The organism is Amycolatopsis samaneae, assembly GCF_039541975.1.
GTDB classification, from domain to species: domain Bacteria; phylum Actinomycetota; class Actinomycetes; order Mycobacteriales; family Pseudonocardiaceae; genus Amycolatopsis; species Amycolatopsis samaneae.
In genome coordinates this window covers 376,197-392,876 of sequence record NZ_BAABHG010000003.1, presented here as the reverse complement: position 1 = coordinate 392,876, position 16,680 = coordinate 376,197, and the positions used below count along the sequence as shown (strand labels likewise).

Sequence of the window (16,680 nt, the reverse complement as noted above, 5' to 3'; positions counted from 1 at the left end):
CGTCCCAGATCCAAAGGAGTTCGACGTGGCTGCCGTGTGCGACGTCTGTGGCAAGGGGCCGGGCTTCGGCAAGTCGGTCTCGCACTCCCACCGGCGTACCAACCGCCGCTGGAACCCGAACATCCAGACCGTTCACGCGAAGATCGGTCTGTCCCAGCGCAAGCGCCTGAACGTGTGCACCTCGTGCATCAAGGCGGGCAAGGTCGTCCGCGGGTAGGCGAAAGCTTCGGGTGGCGAGTGCTCGCGAAGAGCGCTCGCCATTTTTTTCGCCTACATGTCTTTTGGGGGTCGAACCCCCAAACCCCCGCCAGGGGGCAAGCCTCTTGGACCCCCGCTGTCGTCACGTTTCGTGGTGGGGTCGCCGCTGTGCGTCGGGGGTGCTGAAGGACGCCTTCAGTGCGTTCAGCGCGCTGAAGGACGCTTTCAGTGCACTGGACGCACCTAAGGCGTCCTTCAGCGCGGGTCTGCGCGTTCTCCGGCTCCAGCGGTGACGGCGGGTCTCGAACGCTCCGTTCGAGACGCTCGACGTGCCGTGAAGGCCTCCTTTACAGCGCTCAGCGCTGGTAAGGCCTCCTTCACGGACCCCCGGCCGCAGTGGTCACGTTCCGTCTCCGGCTTGCCGCTCAGTCACTTTGCGTAGGCGTCCGTGAATGCCACATTGAGGGACTCTGAGTCCCTCAATGTGGCATTCACGGACCTTTCGACGGGGCAAAGGAAGGCTCAGGCGAGGAAGTCGGTGAGCAGGGGGAGCAGGGTTTTCGGGTGCTGGAGCACTCCGTGGGCCTGACCCTCCAGCGTGTGGTAGACGCCACCCGGCACCGCCTCGGCGGCCGCCCGCGCGCCCGCGGGCATCCACGCCGGGCTCGCCCCGCCGCCGATCACCAGCGTGGGCACGGTGATCTCGCCGAGCCAGCCGGGCAACCGGTTGCCGGGGCCGCAGATGGTCAGGTCGTAGGGCAGCGTGTGCGCCAGCCCGGTGAACCAGCCCCACACCGGCGCGCTCTTCATCCCGGCCACCACCTCGGCGGGCGTGTCGGTGCCCTCGACCAGGAACAACGTCACGGCCTCGTCGCGGTCCCCCGCGTCCAGCGCCGCCCGGACCCGGTCCACCAGGTCGTCGGCGGGCCGCGGCCGGCTGTCGTCGACGACGAACGGCGGTTCGTACACCGCGAGCCGCCCGATGGGCAGCCCGTGCCGCGCGGCCGTCAACGCCAGGATCGCGCCCGAGGAGTGCCCGAACACGTGCGCCGAGCCGCCTGCCCGCTCGATCAGCGCGGCGAGGTCCTCGACCTCCCGCTCCACGCGGTACTCCCCGGCGTCGCCGCTGCCGCCCCGGCCACGCCGGTCGTAGGCGATCGTCGTGTAGCCGTCGAGCACCTCGGCCAGTCCGGCGACGGTCGTCCGGTCGTTGAAGGCGCCGCCGACCAGGATCACCGGCGCACCGGATCCTCGCCGGTCGAAGGCGATCGTGGTGCCGTCGGCCGAGGTGACGGTCGCGGGCTCGGTCATGGAAACCTCCAGAACACAGGGAAGCGGCTCGAACGCCGCCGTTCACCTAGCGGTCGGAACCGGCGCCCGGTTCTCGACACGCGCTACGGCAGTTTCCATTCGACCGGCGCGGCACCCTGCTCGGCAAGGAGCTGGTTCGCCCGGCTGAACGGCCGCGAGCCGAAGAAACCGTTGTGCGCCGAAAGCGGGCTCGGATGCGCCGACTCGATGCACGGGACGTTGCCCAGCATCGGCTTCAGGTTCCGCGCGTTGCGGCCCCACAGGATCGCGACCATCGGCTCCGAGCGCGCGGCGAGCGCCTTGATCGCCTGCTCGGTGACCTGCTCCCAGCCCTTGCCCTGATGCGAGTTCGACTTGCCGGGCTGCACCGTCAGCGCCCTGTTGAGCAGCAGGATGCCCTGCTCCGCCCACGGCGTCAGGTCACCGTTGGACGGCGGCGGGTAGCCGAGGTCCTCGCCGTACTCCTTGTAGATGTTGATCAGGCTCTTCGGAATCGGGCGCACGTCCGGCGCCACCGAGAAGCTGAGCCCGACCGCGTGCCCCGGCGTCGGGTACGGATCCTGGCCGACGATCAGCACGCGCACGTCGTGGAACGGCTGTTTGAAGGCACGCAGCACGTGTTCCCCCGCCGGGAGGTAGGTCCGCCCGGCGGCGATCTCCGCCCGGAGGAACTCCCCCATGGCGGCCACCTGCGGCGCCACCGGTTCGAGGGCTTGCGCCCAGCCTGCTTCGATGATCTCGTGCAGCGGTCGTCCGGTCACGGGGCGCGAGCTTAGCGCTTCTAGGAAAGGCGGCGTAGCTCGACCCGGAAGCGGGCCGCGCGCTGGACGTAGGAATCGACCACCTGCGCGATCTGGTCCGGCCCGAACGACGTGTTCGGCCGGGTCTTCGCGGGTACGCCGAGCGCGATTTCCCCTTGTCCCACCTGGGATCCGTAGGACAGCACGGCACCGGCGCCGACCATGCCGCCGTCCTCGATCACCGATCCGTTGAGCACCACCGATCCGGACGCGATCAGGCAGCCGGTGCCGATCTTCGCGCCTTCGACGTGCACGGAATGTCCGACCGCCGAGGACGGCCCCAGGATCGTCGGATGGCGTCGCGTGCAGTGCACGACACAGCCGTCCTGGATGTTGGAACGCTCCCCGATCTCGATGTACCCGTTGTCGCCGCGCAACACGGTCTGTGGCCACACCGACGCGTTCGCGGCGATCCGGACGTCGCCGATGACCGTGGCGTCGGGGTGGACGTAGGCATCGGGGTGAATGGTCGGTTCGAGTTCCCCGAGCGCGTAGATCGGCATGCTTTCCTCCGGACACAGCGGTTTCACGTGTGGTGCGATTGGATCACGCGCATCGCCAAGAAGACGAGAAACCAGCGCCGGGGCACGCGGATCGTGCTCGTGCTCCTGGTGCTGGCCGCGCTCTTCTGGCCGGTCGGCCCGGCGCCCGCGCTCGCGAACGGCCTGGCCGCCACCCCGCCGATGGGGTGGAACAGCTGGAACCAGGTCGGCTGCCGGGGACTGACCGAGCAGGTGGTCCGCGACGCCGCCGACGCGCTGGTGCGGACCGGGATGCGCGAGGCCGGATACCGCTACGTCGTCGTCGACGACTGCTGGCAGGCACCGACGCGGGCCGCCGACGGCTCGCTGCGCGCCGACCCCGCGCGGTTCCCCGGCGGGATCGCCGCGCTCGCCGCGTACGTGCACGCCCGCGGTCTGTTGTTCGGCATCTACGCCGTGCCGGGCAGCCGCACCTGCGCGGTGGTCAACAACGCCTATCCCGCCACCGGAATCGGGTCGCTCGGCCACGAACGGCAGGACGCGGAGCTGTTCGCGGGCTGGGGCGTGGACTACCTCAAGTACGACTGGTGCGCGGCGGACACTGTGGACGGTCTGGACCGGAAGGCCGCGTTCACCAGGATGCGCGACGAGCTCGCCCGGCTGCCCCGCCCGATCCTCTACGCGATCTCCGAGTACGGCGTGTCCAGCCCGTGGACCTGGGCACGTCCGGTGGCGAACCTCTGGCGCACCACCGACGACCTCACGCCGGACTGGGCGTCGGTCGTGTCGGTGCTCGGGCGACAGGCCGAAGTCGCCGCGTACACCGGGATTCCGGGCGGCTGGAACGACCCGGACATGCTCCAGGTCGGCAACGGCACGCTCACCCCGGACGAGAACCGCGCGCATTTCGGCCTCTGGGCGCTGCTGAACGCCCCGCTGTTCGCCGGAGCCGCCCCGGACACGCTGAACGCGGCGGACCTGGCGACGCTGCGCGATCCCGAGGTGATCGCGCTCGACCAGGATTTCGCGTACGGCCAGGGACGTCGCTGGGCGATCTCCGGCGCCGCCCAGGTGTGGGGAAAACCGACGTCCGACGGCGGATTCGCGGTCGCGCTGCTGAACACCGGCACCACGCCCGTCCCGATCCCGGCCACCGTGCCCGGCACCTGGCGGGTCCGCGACCTGTGGCGGCACGCCGACCTCGGTACCGCCACCGACGTCGTCTCCGCCACCGTCGCCCCGCACTCCGTGGCGCTGCTGCGGCTCAGCCGTCCGTGAATGCCACATTGAGGGACTCAGAGTCCCTCAATGTGGCATTCACGGACCGACGAGGGCCTTGGCGTAGCAGACGCTGTCCGGTTCGCATCGGTAAAGGCCGAACTTCGGGATCTCGTGATAACCCGAGGATTCGTACAGCGCGAGCGCCTCGGGCTGTTTGACGCCGGTTTCCAGCACGGCCCGCTTCCGTCCGGCGGCGACGGCGGTGCGCTCCAGCTCGGCCAGCATCGCCCGCGCGAATCCCCTGCCCCGCGCCGCCTCGACGACATACATCCGCTTCAGCTCGAAGTCGCCCGGCCGGAAATGCGGGGCGGGCCCGTCGTGGGCCCGCCAGCCGCCGCTGGCCACCGGGACGTCGTCGAGGTAGCCGACGAGGAACAGCCCCTGTGGCGGGGCGAACTCCGCCGGGTCCATCGGGGTCTCGTCCTCGTTTCCGTACCGCTCGACGTAGACCAGCTGGACCTCGGCCATCAGCTTGCGGGCGTCGGGATGGTCGTAGGAGACCACGCGGATGTCCATGCGCCGAGATTAACCACCCGGCCGGCAGTTCAGCGCCAGTGTTCCCAGCCCGACTCGTGCTCGTAGGGCTTGCCGTCCACGGTGACCCCGGACTCGGCGATGGTCACCGCGCCGATCGCCCGCCAGCCCTCCGGCGGATCACCGAAGGGCGGGAAGGTCGCCGCCAGCGCGTGGTCCTCGCCGCCGGTGAGCACCCAGCGCAGCGGGTCCGCGCCGAGCGCGGTGCCCACCTCCACCAGCCGCGGGGCGACGTCCAGGTCCGCGCTGCGGATGTCGATGCCGACCCCGGAGGACTTCGCGAGGTGCCCCAGATCGGCGAGCAGCCCGTCGGAGACGTCGATCATCGAGGTCGCGCCCGCGTCGGCGGCCTGCGGCCCGGCCGCGTACGGCGGCTCGGGACAGCGCTGCGCGTTGACGACCCCGACCGGGGACCGGAACCCGCGGCCCAGCACGGCGAGCCCGGCCGCGGCCCAGCCGAGGTTGCCGCACACGGCGACGACGTCGCCGGGCCGCGCGCCCGACCGCGTCACCGGTGCGCGCCCGCCGAGGTCACCCAGCGCGGTGACGCTCACCACGAGCTGGTCGGCGCGGACCATGTCCCCGCCGGAGACGCCGATCCCGGCACGCTCGGCCTCGGCCCACATCCCCTTCGCCAGCTCGGTGATCACCTCGGTGGGGGTGTCGGGCGGACAGGCGATGCCGACGAGCAGTGAGGTCGGGTGCGCGCCCATCGCCGCGATGTCCGCCAGGTTCACCGCGGCGGCCTTGCGGCCGACCTGCTCCGGGCTGGACCAGTCCAGCCGGAAGTGCACGCCGTGCACCAGCACGTCCGTACTGGCCACCACGCGGCCGTCGGGTGCGGCGAGGACCGCGGCGTCGTCGCCGGGGCCCAGCAGCGTGGCCGCGGGCTGCCGCCGTCCCGCGGTCACCGCGTCGATCAGCGCGAACTCGCCGGTCCCCGCCACCGTGCCGTCGTCCGGTGACACCGGTCACCTCCTGTTTCTTCTCACACAACACATATCGATCACCGACAGTCGGATGCCCTATGTTTTTCCGGAAGCCGGGGATACGTTGCTGGCAGTGATGCCTCTTCAGTTCCTACCTTGAGCCGACCGATACCGACGAAAGGGCGCGCCGTGGTCCACGCATACATCCTCATCCAGACCGAGGTCGGCAAGGCGGCCGCGGTCGCCGCGGAGATCTCCGGCATCCCCGGCGTCACCACTTCGGAGGATGTCACCGGCCCCTACGACGTCATCGTGCGCGCCACGGCCGAGAACGTCGACCAGCTCGGCCAGCTCGTCGTCGCGAAGGTGCAGAACGTGGACGGCATCACCCGTACGCTGACCTGCCCGGTGGTCCACCTCTGACGAGTGGTGTAGTGGTCGGGTGGCAGATTCCGACACCGGCACGCCCCCGAAGGCGGCCCTGATCGTCGCGACGGTGCTCGCCGTCGCGCTCGCGGGTGTGGTCGCGGTCGTCGCGCTGACGAAGGGCAAGGCGGCCGAGGGCGACCCGAACGGACCGCTCGCGCTGGTCTCGGTGCCCGCCCCGCAGGCGGGCGGCCCGGACTGCGCGGCGATGATGGGCGCGGTACCGACCGAAATCGTTTCGTCGGGCAAGAAACTCACTCCCCGCACGCTGGCCGACCCGGCGCCGCCCGCGACGATCGCCTGGGGCGACACCGACCCGATCGTGCTCCGCTGTGGCCTGGAGCGCCCGCCCGAGCTGGTCCCGACCGCGCAGCTGCGCCTGGTCAACGGCGTCAACTGGCTTCCGGTGGCCGGTGCGGGCTCGACGACCTGGTACGCGGTGGACCGCGCCGTCTACCTCGCGCTGACCGTGCCGGACTCCGCGGGCACCGGCCCGCTGCAGTCGGTCGCCGAGGCGATCGCGGCGAAGCTGCCCGCCAAGGCCAATTAGGACCCGGCACCGAACGCCCCAATGTGGCGTTCGGTGCGTTGGACGCACCGAACGCCACATTGGGGCGCATGTCCCTACCGCAGCCCGGTACCCCGCGCGATGGCCGTCTCGATGAGCGTGCTCAGCAGCGCCGGGTAGTCCACACCGGTGACCTGCCACATCTGCGGGTAGGCCGACTTCGCGGTGAAACCGGGCATCGTGTTGATCTCGTTGACGATCGGCTCGTCGTCCTCGCCGACGAAGAAGTCCACCCTGGCCAGGCCCTGGCAGTCCAGCGCCCGGAACGCCTCGACGGCCATGGCGCGCACGCGCTCGGTGACCGCGTCGTCCAGCTTCGCCGGGATGTCCAGCTCCGCCTCTTCGCCGAGGTACTTGGTCTCGAAGTCGTACCAGGCGCTTTCGTCCGCCGAAAGCACCCGGATCTCGGCGGGCAGCGACGCCTCGACGCGGCCGTCGGGATACTCCAGCACGCCAACCTCGACCTCCCGGCCCACGACCGCGGCCTCCACCAGCGCCTTGGGATCGGTCCGCCTGGCCAGCGCGATCGCGGCGTCCACTTCGGACCAGTCGGTGACGCGGCTGATGCCCACGCTCGACCCCGCGCGCGACGGCTTGACGAACACCGGCAGCCCGAGCCGCTCCCGGTCCTGCTCTTCCACTGTGGACTGTCCACGACGGAGCACGGTGTAGCCGCCGACCGGCAGCCCGGCGGCGGCGAGCAGCTTCTTCGCGTACTCCTTGTCCATCGCGGCCGCGCTGGCCAGCACCCCGGCGCCGACGTAGGGGATCTCGGCGAGTTCGAGCAGCCCCTGGATCGTGCCGTCCTCGCCGAACGCGCCGTGCAGCACCGGGAAGACGACGTCGACCGCGGCCAGTACCTCGGTGACCTCGCCCGTCCCGAGCGCGACCAGCTCACGCCGGGTCGGGTCACCGGCGAGCACGAGCGCCCTGCCGTCGGCGACCGAGGGCAGTTGCCCGCCCCGGATCGCCAGCTGGTCCGGCCCGCCACCGGCGAGCACCCAGCCACCCGCCGGGGTGATGCCGATCGGGACCACCTCGAACCGCGCGGGGTCCAGCTGCGCCAGCACACTGCCCGCGGAAAGGCACGAGATCGCGTGTTCCGTGCTCCGGCCGCCGAAGACAACCGCCACCCGGATCTTTTCCCCGCTCATCGATCGCACCCGCGCACGCACAGCTCCTCGAAACGTCTCTCGTCCTCTAAGGAGTGACGTGTCCGGGCCCCTCCCGTTGCCCGGAAGCGGCGCGAAACCCGGAAACCACTTAAAGTGATCAGTCCATTACGTACAGGAGGACTCGATGGCAAGCGGGTACGCGGTGGTGGTCGAGGCGATCGAGGCCTCGGCGCGGGCGGCACGGCGCACCGCCGACCGGGTACGGCCGGTCGACCTGGCCGGCGCGCTCGCGGAGGTCGGCCGCGGCCTGCCGGGCGGGGCGTCGGCGGAGGCCGCGCGGCTGCTGGCCGACCGGTGGGGCCGGGAGCTGCCCGCCTGGGTGCGGAACGTCGAGTCCTACGGCGAGGACCTGGCGGACGCGGCCCGCCGCTACCGCGCCGACGACGCCGCCGCGGCGCGGGACCTGCGCGCGGTGCCGGTGTCCGGGGGAAGGCGGCCGGTCTGATGGTGACCTGGGGCGAGGTCCGGCGCTGGGAGCCGCGCGCCGCCGGCGCGGTGGCCGACGCGCTGGGACAGCGATGCGCCACGCTCGCCGGAGTCAACGACGACCTCCACGCCGTCGCCGGTCTCGACGGCTGGGCCGGCGACGCCGCCGTCGCGGCCAAGTCTCGCGGGGCTTCGCTGGTGTCCGGGATGGAGCGACGCGTGGCCGAGGTGGCCGCGGTGCGGCGCGCGGCACACGAGGTGCAGCTCGCGCTGGACCGGATCGCCGCGTACGTCCGGGAAACCGACGAGCTGGCCGCCCGGGCCGGCCTGACCATCGGCGGCGACGGCGCCGTCGTGCTCGTGCCGCACACCGGTCCCCTACCACCCCCGGACGTCACCGCGGCGCGGGTGCGCGCGCAGGCCGAGCTGGCGGACCGCGTCGAGCAGATCCTGCGCACCGCCGCCGACATCGACGCGGACTTCGCCGCGGTGCTGCTGCGGGCGATGCGCGGCGAGATCACCGACCAGGGTGTCGGCACCCTCGCCCAGGCCGCGGAGATCGGCGCCGGACAGGGCGGGCTCTCGGCAGCCGGACCACCCGAGCACGCCAGACCGGGTGAGGTGAAAGCCTGGTGGGACAGCCTTTCCGACTCCGCGAAGGCCGCGATCCTGCGCGAGGGCCCGGACCTGATCCGCAATCTCGACGGCATCCCCGTCCTCGACCGCGACGCCGCGAACCGCGCCGTCCTGAAACGGGAGATCGAAAAACTCCAGACGGAGGCCACCCGGATCGCGCGGACCAACCCGAACAATCCGAGGACCCCGAACCAGAGCGACTGGCCGGGCAAGGAAAAGCTCGACGCGATCGCCGCGAAACTCAAGGGCCTGCACGACATCGAAAACCGGCTCGACCGGCCGGGTCCCGGACAACAGCAGGCGTTCCTCATCGGCCTCGACACCAGTGGTGACGGCAAGGCGATCGTGTCGTCCGGCAACCCGGACACCGCGAAGAACGTGGCGACCTACGTCCCGGGAACCGGCAGCGACCTGGGCAGGATCGACGGCGACCTCGACCGCTCCGACCGGATGGTGACCTCGGCCCGGGAAGTGGGTTCTCCGTCCACGGCCGTGGTGACCTGGCTGGGCTATGACGCCCCGGACGAGCTGGTCAACGCGGGCAGTGAAAGCTACGCGGACAACGGAAAGGCCGCGCTCGGTGATTTCCAGGACGGGTTGCGGGCCACCCATCAGGGTGACGAGCCATCGCACAACACGGTGCTGGGACACAGTTATGGAACGACGGTCGTCGGGCACGCCTCCCGTGATGGCGGGCTCAACGCCGACGAACTCGTGTTCGTCGCCAGCCCGGGTGTCGGCGTCGGCAACGCGAGCGGGCTCCACCTCGATGGGGTGAGCCAGGCGGACATCGGGCACCACGTCCATTCGACGGCCGCGGAACACGACATGATCAAGGTGACCAACATCGAGGTGACCGAGGACATCGGCAGCGGCCCCGAGGACATCGCCCTGGGCCCGGATCCGGCCGCGGCGAAATTCGGCGGGCGGGTGTTCACCTCCGACCCCGGCACCGAAGGGCCCTGGTACACGGGTGGTCTCAGCGGCGCGGCACACAGCGAGTACTGGAATCACAACTCGAAATCGTTGAACAACATAGGCCGGATCATCGCCGGTGCGCCGACGTACTGACCGGAGAGTGAAAGCTTGACGAAGCAAGCGGGCACACACGCCGGAATCGCCCTCGCACTGGCAGGTTTGCTGATGGCCACCGCATGTGGAAGTGACGGAGCAGGAATGCGACCCACGATCACGATCAACGAAGCCAATACACGAGTCGAGGATTACGCCTCTCGCGCGGTCAAAGCACTCCCATCTCAAGCCAAGCTGACGTTGACGTATGAAGAACGCCATGGGGATTGCAGTGACCCCACCGACCATGGGCCGAAGAACCGTGTGGTCGCCAACCGGAGCTACCAGGTTCTCGGGCTGGATTCGAAGGAGATCCCGTCCTACTTCGCCATGCTCCGGTCCTGGTGGCTGGCCAACAACTTCCGGGTCCTCGACGAGACTCCGCCCAACGAGTTCCTCTGGGTGGAGAACAACGCCGACGGTTTCCAGATGACCCTGAAAGCCAACTTCAAGGGGGAGATCTATCTCCTCGCCGGGTCGCCCTGTGTGTGGCCGAACGGCACGCCCGAGGCCACCGCGGCGGGCCAGAACCCCGCCGAACAGGTTGTGGCGCAGCAGGCACCAGCACCGAAGTCGGCACCTCGGCGGCGACCGGCGGCCGACGAGTACATCGAGGATTTCGACCAGACGGACTGGACCGACGAGCAGCACTACTGACCGGCCTCACGCGGCGGTCCGCCGGTCCTGGTGGTCGCGTCGTTTGACGACCGCCGCGAGCCGTCGATGGCCACAGCAGCATCGTCGGCCGCGAAAGGCGCGGACCACCTCCGCGAAGGCCTTGATTCCGGCGGCACCACGGGTTTTCGCGATGTAGGCGCAGACGGCCATCGCGGAGACGAAGCAGGCGGCGACGCAGATCAGCGCCGTACCGGAAAGACGAGTCAACCATCCAAGATCCATTCCAGGACACCTTCCGAGAACCGTCGAGCCCGGAATCGACGGTCAGGTGTTGATGAATCTTGTTCAGTTGTGAAGGCCCACTGACGAAGAGCAGTCCGGGTGCTCCCCTCCCCATGGTCCGCTTCGCATCCTAACCGATCGGCGCAAGCGACCCACCTCAACGCAGCAGCGAAACCAGCGTCGGCAGGGCGCTGACCAGCGCCTCCCGCGTACAGCCCGCGTAGCCGATCGCCGCGCCGTAAGCGGTCGGTTCCCCGAGGAAATGGCGGGACAGACCGTCGAAGCGGATACCGCGCCGCTCGGCCGCCGCGAGCCGCGTCGCTTCTTCCTCCGCCGACGCGAACGGGACGACCAGGTGCGCGCCCGCGTCGTCGCCCTGCACCGGAACGCCAGCGCCGCTCAGTGTGTTCGCCAGCAGGGACCGGCGCTCGGCCAGTTCACGGCGCAGCTTTCGCAGGTGACGGCCCAGATCGCCGTGGCGGGCCAGTTCGACGAGGACGCGTTGCCCGGCGGGCGAGGGCCGGGTGCCGGTGAGTTCGCGGTAGTCCAGCACCGCCTCGGCGACCTCGGCGGGGGCGACCATCCAGCCGGCGCCCAGCGTCGGCGTCAGGATCTTGCTCGTGGTGCCCAGATGTGCCACGACGTCGGGGGCGAGCGCGGCCAGCAGCGGGAGCGGGGCGACGTCGAAGCGCAGTTCGCCGTCGTAGTCGTCCTCGATGACGAGCATGCCGTCCGCCCGCGCGCGTTCCACCAGCTCGACGCGCCGCGCGGCGCTCATCCGGCTGCCCATCGGGTACTGGTGCGCCGGTGAGCAGAACACCGCCCGTGCCCCGGCGGGGATGGCGTCCGGGCGCAGGCCCTCGCCGTCCACCGGGACACCGGCCACCGCGAGCCCCGCCCGCCGGAACGCCTGCACCGCGCGCTGGTACCCCGGCTCCTCGACGGCCACGAGATCACCGCGTTCCAGTACCGCGGCGGCGAGTTCGACGACGGCGGCCGTGGTCCCGCCGGTGGCGAGCACCGCGCCCGCCGCGAGCCCGCGATGCCGCAGCAGGTGCTCGGTGACCGCGGTCCGGTAGTCGGGCAGACCGGCCCGGTGCGCGCGGATCAGCGCGGGCGGGTCGGCGGCCGCGCGCCACGCCCGGCGCCAGGCCGCGCGGTCGAGCCCGTCGGCCCACGGCGTTCCGGGGCCGAGGTCCAGCAGCGACGACACCTCGGCCTCGGGTGCCGGGACGGGCGCGCCGGCGGGCCGGTCGGCGACGACGTGGCCCGGCGGCGTGGTGACGTAGGTGCCCGAACCGTGTTTGCCCGCGATCCAGCCTTCGGCGTGCAACTGCTCGTAGGCCGCGGAGGTGACGGTGCGGCTCACACCGAGCCGCTCGGCGAGCGCGCGCGTCGACGGCAGCCGGTCTCCACCGCGCAGATGCCCGGTCGCGGCCGCCTGGCGCAGCGCGTCGGCCAGTTGCACGGCGAGCGGTGTCGGCGCCGCGCGGTCCAGGCTGATCGGCAGCGCGGTATCGGCGTGGGACACGGTGCCCTCCCCAAACGACTCCCAAGTGGACCTCTCGATTGTAACGAGAAGTGGACATTTGACAGGGCCACTCGGCACGAGAGACTGGTCTCATGACCAGCTCGACCCCGCTCTCGTCCACCGAACGCACCACGCTCGGCCGCAAGAAGAACCGCGGCGTCACCGACCGTCAAGCGCTGTACGCGGTGCTCGACGACGGGCTGATCTGCCATCTCGGTGTCGTCCGTGACGGTACGCCCTTGGTCCTGCCGACGGGCTACGGTCGCGACGGCGACACCCTCTACGTGCACGGTTCCACCGGGGCGAGCAGCCTGCGCACCGCCGCGGGGATCGAGGTGTGCGTGACGGTGACCCTGCTCGACGGGATCGTGTACTCGCGGTCGGTCAACGACCATTCGATGAACTACCGCAGCGCGATCATCTTCGGCGTCGCGAAGGCGGTGGTGGAACCCAACGCGAAGATGCACGCGCTCAAGGTGCTGACCGACCACCTCGCCCCCGGCTCATGGGAGCACGCGCGGGACGTCAACGCCAAGGAGTTCGCGGCGGTGTCGGTGCTCGCACTGGACCTCACCGAAGCGTCGGTGAAGGTACGCGCGGAAGGCCCCGCCGACGCGGAAGAGGACATCCTGGCGAACAAGGCGTGGGCGGGGGTGCTGCCGGTCCGGACCGTCTTCGGCGAGCCGGAGTCCTCGGCCGACCTGCCCGCCGGGTTCCCGGTCCCCGGGCACGTCACGGAGCGGGCAGCGGCAACCGCACCGTGAACACCGTGCGGCCCGGTTCGCTGGTGACGCCGACCGTGCCGCCGTGCGCGGCGACCAGCGACTGGACCACCGAGAGGCCGAGTCCGGTCCCGCCCGCTTGCCGGGTACGAGAAGTGTCGACGCGGTAGAAGCGGTCGAAGATCTTTTCCCGGTCCTCGGGCGCTATTCCCGGCCCGGTGTCGATGACCCGGATGACGGCTTCGCGGCCCTCCACCCCGGCGGCCAGCGTGACCGGCGTCCCGGCGGGCGTGTGCACCGCGGTGTTGGCCAGGAGGTTGTCGAGAACCTGCCGCAGCCGCACGGGATCCGCGTCGAGCGCGATGCCCGGCTGTCCGAAGTCGACGGTCAGCGGATGATCGGGCCGCCCGGCGCGGAAGGCGTCCCCCGCGGCGTTCACCAGGTCCGCGAGCTCGACGCGTTCCGCGCGCACGGGCGTCTCGGCGTCGCGCGCGTCGAGCCGGGCGAGCAGCAGCAGGTCGTCGACGAGCACGCTCATCCTGGTCGTCTCCTCGCGGATCTTCGCCAGATGCGCCTCCCGCTCGGCCGGTTCGTTCGCCGCCGCGTAGCGGAACAGCTCCGAATAGCCGCGGATGGAGGTCAACGGCGTGCGGAGTTCGTGCGAGGCGTCCGCGACGAACCGGCGCAGCCGCTCGTTGGCCTCGGTGCGCGCGGCCAGCGAGGAGTCGATGTGCGCGAGCATCTTGTTGAACGCGCTCCGCAGCTCCTGTACCTCGGCGCCGCCGCCGTCGCCGGTGGCGCGCACCGGGAGGTCGGAGTTGGCGGTGAGGTCGTGCGAGGCGATGTCGTGCGCCGTGCCCGCCATGGTGGACAGCGGCCGGAGCCCTCGGTGCAGCACGAGCCGCCCGAGCGCCACGAGCAGGGCGAGCGCGAGCAGGAACGCCACGACCTCGACCATCACCAGCTGCCGCACCGTCCGGTCGAGGTCGTCCTGCGGCGCCGCGCTCACCAGCACGACGCCCTGGTCGACCTGGCAGGTCCGCACCCGGTACTCGCCCTGGTCGCGCAGGGAGACCGTCCGCAGCAGCTCGCCGCCCCCGGTCTGCTCGACGACCCGCGCCAGCGGTTTGCTGTCGGCGGGCAGCCTGCTCCCCTCGCGTGGCGTGGCGACGCCGTCACGGACGTCGTACACCGCCGAATACCAGGAATACGCGGACTCCGGCGCGTTGTGCGCGTCGCGCAGCGACGGCACCTGGCTCACCTGGCTCTTGGTGAGCTGCTCGTCGAGCCGACGGGCGAGGTAGCCGTGCATGATCCCGACCATCACCGTGCCGACCACCGCGAACACCACCAGCGCCAGCACGCCGAGGCCGAGCGCGAGCCGGGTGCCCAGCCGCGACCGGCGCCACGCGCCGTACCAGCGGCGTATCCACGTCACTGTACTTTGCGGGACACCCGCACCCGGTCGGCATCCTGAGCAGGCTCCGCCAGGGTATGCCCAGGCTGCCTCCGTTCGCCCTCCCGCACCACATACCCCACACCGCGCACCGTGTGGATCAGCGGTTCGGCGTCGGCGTCGAGCTTGCGGCGCAGGTGCGAGATGACCAGTTCGACCACATTGGACCGTCCGCCGAAGTCGTACTCCCAGACGTGGTCGAGGATCTGCGCCTTGGTGAGCACCGTCGGGGACCGCCGCATCAGGTACCGCAGGAGCTCGTACTCGGTCGGGGTCAGCTCGGCGAGCACGCCGCCGCGCCGGACCTCGCGGGTCTCCTCGTCGAGGGTGAGGTCCCCGACCTGCAGCACGGCGGTGCGCGGCGGGACGACGGCGCCGGTGCTGCGCCGCAGCACCGCGCGCAGCCGCGCCATCAGTTCCTCCACCGAGAACGGCTTGACGAGGTAGTCGTCGCCGCCTCTGGTCAGGCCCGCGATCCGGTCGGCGGTGGCGTCCTTCGCGGTGAGGAACACCACCGGGACCGCGTCGCCGTGCTCGCGCAGCCGGTCCAGCACGGTGAAACCGTCCAGGTCGGGCAGCATCAGGTCGAGCACGATGATGTCCGGGCCGAACGCCGCGGCCTTGGCGAGCGCGTCCTGCCCGGACCCGGCCGTCGTGGCGTGCCAGCCCTCGTAGCGGGCCACCGTGGCGACCAGGTCGGCGATGTGCGGCTCGTCGTCGACCACGAGCAGGCGCACCGGGCTGTCTTCCGTCACCTTTCCATCCTCCGTGACGCGCGCCCGGCGGGCGACACAAGGTCTCCTCCGACAGGAAGCTGACAGGTTGCCCCCAGATCATCCACAGCTTCGCGGGCGACGCTGGCCGCCATGAACCGAGGAAAGTCCGGGTGAGCGGCGTGACATCGACGGCCGCGCCGGTCCGCCCCCGCACCGCGGCGCGGGCCGGGCTGCTCGCGTTCCTCGGTGCCAACGTCGTCGCCGTCACCGCCCTGTTCGCCGCGGGCGGGACTTCGGACAGCCCGCTGATCGGCGTCGGCAGGCTGGCCGGGCTGTACGGCGCGCTCGCGATGGCGTGTCAGCTGCTGCTCGTGGCCCGGCTGCCCTGGCTGGACCGCCGCCTCGGGATGGACCGGCTCACCTCGCTGCACCGCTGGACCGGGTTCGCCGTGCTGTGGCTGCTGCTCGCGCACGTGGTGTTCGTCGTGTTCGGCTACGCGGAGGTCGAGCAGCACGGCCCGGTCGGCGAGTTCGTCCAGCTCGCGACCACGATGGCGGGCGTGCTGCGCGCGATCGTCGCGTTCGTGCTGCTCCTGGTCGTCGGTGGTGTCTCCGCGCGGTTCGCCCGGCGCCGGATGTCGTACGAGACCTGGCATTTCGTCCACCTCTATACCTACGCGGTCGTGTTACTCGCGTTCGCCCACCAGGTCGCGATCGGCCAGTCGTTCACCGGCTCGCCGCTCGCGAAGGCCTACTGGTGGACGCTCTGGCTCGGCGCGGGCACGGCGGTGCTCTCCGGGCGCGTCCTGCTCCCGCTGTGGCGGAACCTGCGGCACCGGCTCCGGGTGACCGCCGTCGTGCCCGAATCGCCGGACGTCGTTTCGGTGTACCTGACCGGGAAGCACCTCGACCGGCTCCCCGCGCGGGCCGGGCAGTTCTTCCTGTGGCGGTTCCTGACCCGCGACCGCTGGTGGCAGGCCAATCCGTTCTCGCTCTCGGCCGCGCCCGACGGGCGGACGCTGCGGCTGACGGCGAAGGCGGTCGGCGAGTCCAGCGCCGCGCTGCGCTCGCTGCGGGCGGGCACCCGGGTGTTCGCCGAGGGGCCCTACGGCGCGTTCACCACGCTGCACCAGCGGCGGCCCAACGCGCTGCTCGTCGCGGGCGGGGCCGGGATCACGCCCGTCCGCGCGCTGCTGGAGGACATCGCCGGGCACGTCGTGGTGCTCTACCGGGTGCGCACGCCGCGGGACGCCGTGCTGCTGCCGGAGCTGCACACACTCGCGCGGGCGCGCGGCGCGGTGATCCACGTCCTCAGTGGACCGTCCACAGCGGAGGGTCCACACGGGCCGCTGCTGGGCGCGGAAAGCCTGCTCGCCCTGGTCCCCGACATCCGGGAACGGGACGTGTTCGTGTGCGGGCCGCCGGGAATGACCTCGGCGGTGCTACGCGGCCTTCGCCGGTTGCGCGTGCCCGCCCCGCAGGTGCACGCCGAACGTTTCAGCCTGGCCGCGTGAGGAC

The 16,680-nt window shown here is 71.2% G+C and carries 19 protein-coding genes; 9 read left to right on the top strand and 10 right to left on the bottom strand.

Features of this window, described 5'->3' with window-relative positions; genetic code table 11:
- The first annotated feature begins 25 nt into the window (after positions 1-25).
- Positions 26-217 (top strand): 50S ribosomal protein L28, encoded by a 192-nt coding sequence (gene rpmB, locus ABD987_RS08955; protein WP_324162777.1) that lies wholly within the window; start codon positions 26-28, stop codon positions 215-217.
- Positions 218-720: 503 nt separating this feature from the next.
- Here rpmB and ABD987_RS08950 read toward each other — a convergent pair.
- The 3 genes from ABD987_RS08950 to ABD987_RS08940 all read right to left on the bottom strand — a co-directional run bounded on the left by ABD987_RS08950 (position 721) and on the right by ABD987_RS08940 (position 2,812).
- On the bottom strand, positions 721-1,509 hold the full coding sequence (locus ABD987_RS08950; RefSeq protein ID WP_345389049.1) for an alpha/beta fold hydrolase: 789 nt from the start codon (positions 1,507-1,509) through the stop codon (positions 721-723).
- A gap of 83 nt (positions 1,510-1,592) precedes the next feature.
- Positions 1,593-2,270, bottom strand: a complete 678-nt coding sequence (locus ABD987_RS08945; RefSeq protein ID WP_345389047.1) for a uracil-DNA glycosylase — start codon at positions 2,268-2,270, stop codon at positions 1,593-1,595.
- Between the two features lie 20 nt (positions 2,271-2,290).
- Positions 2,291-2,812 (bottom strand): gamma carbonic anhydrase family protein, encoded by a 522-nt coding sequence (locus ABD987_RS08940; RefSeq protein WP_345389045.1) that lies wholly within the window; start codon positions 2,810-2,812, stop codon positions 2,291-2,293.
- Positions 2,813-2,839: 27 nt separating this feature from the next.
- Here ABD987_RS08940 and ABD987_RS08935 point away from each other — a divergent pair, with 27 nt between their 5' ends.
- Complete coding sequence (locus ABD987_RS08935) at positions 2,840-4,069, top strand: glycoside hydrolase family 27 protein (RefSeq protein WP_345389043.1); 1,230 nt, start codon at positions 2,840-2,842, stop codon at positions 4,067-4,069.
- A gap of 39 nt (positions 4,070-4,108) precedes the next feature.
- Here ABD987_RS08935 and ABD987_RS08930 read toward each other — a convergent pair whose 3' ends face one another.
- Complete coding sequence (locus tag ABD987_RS08930; protein WP_345389041.1) at positions 4,109-4,588, bottom strand: GNAT family N-acetyltransferase; 480 nt, start codon at positions 4,586-4,588, stop codon at positions 4,109-4,111.
- A gap of 29 nt (positions 4,589-4,617) precedes the next feature.
- Positions 4,618-5,574 carry a thiamine-phosphate kinase gene (locus ABD987_RS08925; RefSeq protein WP_345389039.1) on the bottom strand — a complete coding sequence of 319 codons (957 nt, stop codon included), beginning with the start codon at positions 5,572-5,574 and terminating at the stop codon, positions 4,618-4,620.
- A gap of 150 nt (positions 5,575-5,724) precedes the next feature.
- Between ABD987_RS08925 and ABD987_RS08920 the strand changes: the two genes are divergently transcribed.
- Together ABD987_RS08920 and ABD987_RS08915 are read left to right on the top strand one after the other, a co-directional pair.
- A complete protein-coding gene (locus ABD987_RS08920) occupies positions 5,725-5,958 on the top strand; it encodes an Lrp/AsnC family transcriptional regulator (RefSeq protein WP_345389037.1) in 234 nt (77 codons plus the stop codon).
- Between the two features lie 19 nt (positions 5,959-5,977).
- Positions 5,978-6,511 carry a DUF3515 domain-containing protein gene (locus ABD987_RS08915; protein WP_345389035.1) on the top strand — a complete coding sequence of 178 codons (534 nt, stop codon included), beginning with the start codon at positions 5,978-5,980 and terminating at the stop codon, positions 6,509-6,511.
- A 74-nt stretch (positions 6,512-6,585) separates the two neighbouring features.
- On the opposite strand, the gene ABD987_RS08910 is transcribed toward ABD987_RS08915, so the two are convergent.
- Complete coding sequence (locus tag ABD987_RS08910) at positions 6,586-7,683, bottom strand: D-alanine--D-alanine ligase family protein (protein ID WP_345389033.1); 1,098 nt, start codon at positions 7,681-7,683, stop codon at positions 6,586-6,588.
- A gap of 145 nt (positions 7,684-7,828) precedes the next feature.
- Between ABD987_RS08910 and ABD987_RS08905 the strand changes: the two genes are divergently transcribed.
- The 3 genes from ABD987_RS08905 to ABD987_RS08895 all read left to right on the top strand — a co-directional run bounded on the left by ABD987_RS08905 (position 7,829) and on the right by ABD987_RS08895 (position 10,494).
- A complete protein-coding gene (locus tag ABD987_RS08905) occupies positions 7,829-8,149 on the top strand; it encodes a hypothetical protein (protein WP_345389031.1) in 321 nt (106 codons plus the stop codon).
- Positions 8,149-9,837 (top strand): alpha/beta hydrolase, encoded by a 1,689-nt coding sequence (locus ABD987_RS08900; protein WP_345389029.1) that lies wholly within the window; start codon positions 8,149-8,151, stop codon positions 9,835-9,837. The genes ABD987_RS08905 and ABD987_RS08900 overlap by 1 nt, the downstream gene beginning before the upstream one ends.
- Before the next feature lie 105 nt (positions 9,838-9,942).
- Positions 9,943-10,494, top strand: coding sequence for a hypothetical protein (locus ABD987_RS08895; RefSeq protein WP_345389027.1), 552 nt, complete (start codon positions 9,943-9,945; stop codon positions 10,492-10,494).
- A gap of 6 nt (positions 10,495-10,500) precedes the next feature.
- On the opposite strand, the gene ABD987_RS08890 is transcribed toward ABD987_RS08895, so the two are convergent.
- Positions 10,501-10,737, bottom strand: a complete 237-nt coding sequence (locus tag ABD987_RS08890; protein WP_345389025.1) for a hypothetical protein — start codon at positions 10,735-10,737, stop codon at positions 10,501-10,503.
- 157 nt (positions 10,738-10,894) lie between these two features.
- Complete coding sequence (gene pdxR, locus ABD987_RS08885) at positions 10,895-12,268, bottom strand: MocR-like pyridoxine biosynthesis transcription factor PdxR (protein WP_345389023.1); 1,374 nt, start codon at positions 12,266-12,268, stop codon at positions 10,895-10,897.
- A 92-nt stretch (positions 12,269-12,360) separates the two neighbouring features.
- On the opposite strand from pdxR, the gene ABD987_RS08880 reads away from it, so the two are divergent.
- Positions 12,361-13,032, top strand: coding sequence for a pyridoxamine 5'-phosphate oxidase family protein (locus ABD987_RS08880; protein WP_345389021.1), 672 nt, complete (start codon positions 12,361-12,363; stop codon positions 13,030-13,032).
- Here the strand turns inward: ABD987_RS08880 and ABD987_RS08875 are convergent.
- Complete coding sequence (locus tag ABD987_RS08875; RefSeq protein ID WP_345389019.1) at positions 13,001-14,428, bottom strand: sensor histidine kinase; 1,428 nt, start codon at positions 14,426-14,428, stop codon at positions 13,001-13,003. The genes ABD987_RS08880 and ABD987_RS08875 overlap by 32 nt on opposite strands.
- Positions 14,425-15,201, bottom strand: a complete 777-nt coding sequence (locus ABD987_RS08870) for a response regulator transcription factor (protein WP_345389017.1) — start codon at positions 15,199-15,201, stop codon at positions 14,425-14,427. The genes ABD987_RS08875 and ABD987_RS08870 overlap by 4 nt, the downstream gene beginning before the upstream one ends.
- 131 nt (positions 15,202-15,332) lie before the next feature.
- On the opposite strand from ABD987_RS08870, the gene ABD987_RS08865 reads away from it, so the two are divergent.
- Positions 15,333-16,676: a ferredoxin reductase family protein gene (locus ABD987_RS08865; protein ID WP_345389015.1), complete on the top strand. Its 1,344-nt coding sequence runs from the start codon at positions 15,333-15,335 to the stop codon at positions 16,674-16,676.
- Positions 16,677-16,680: the final 4 nt, after the last annotated feature.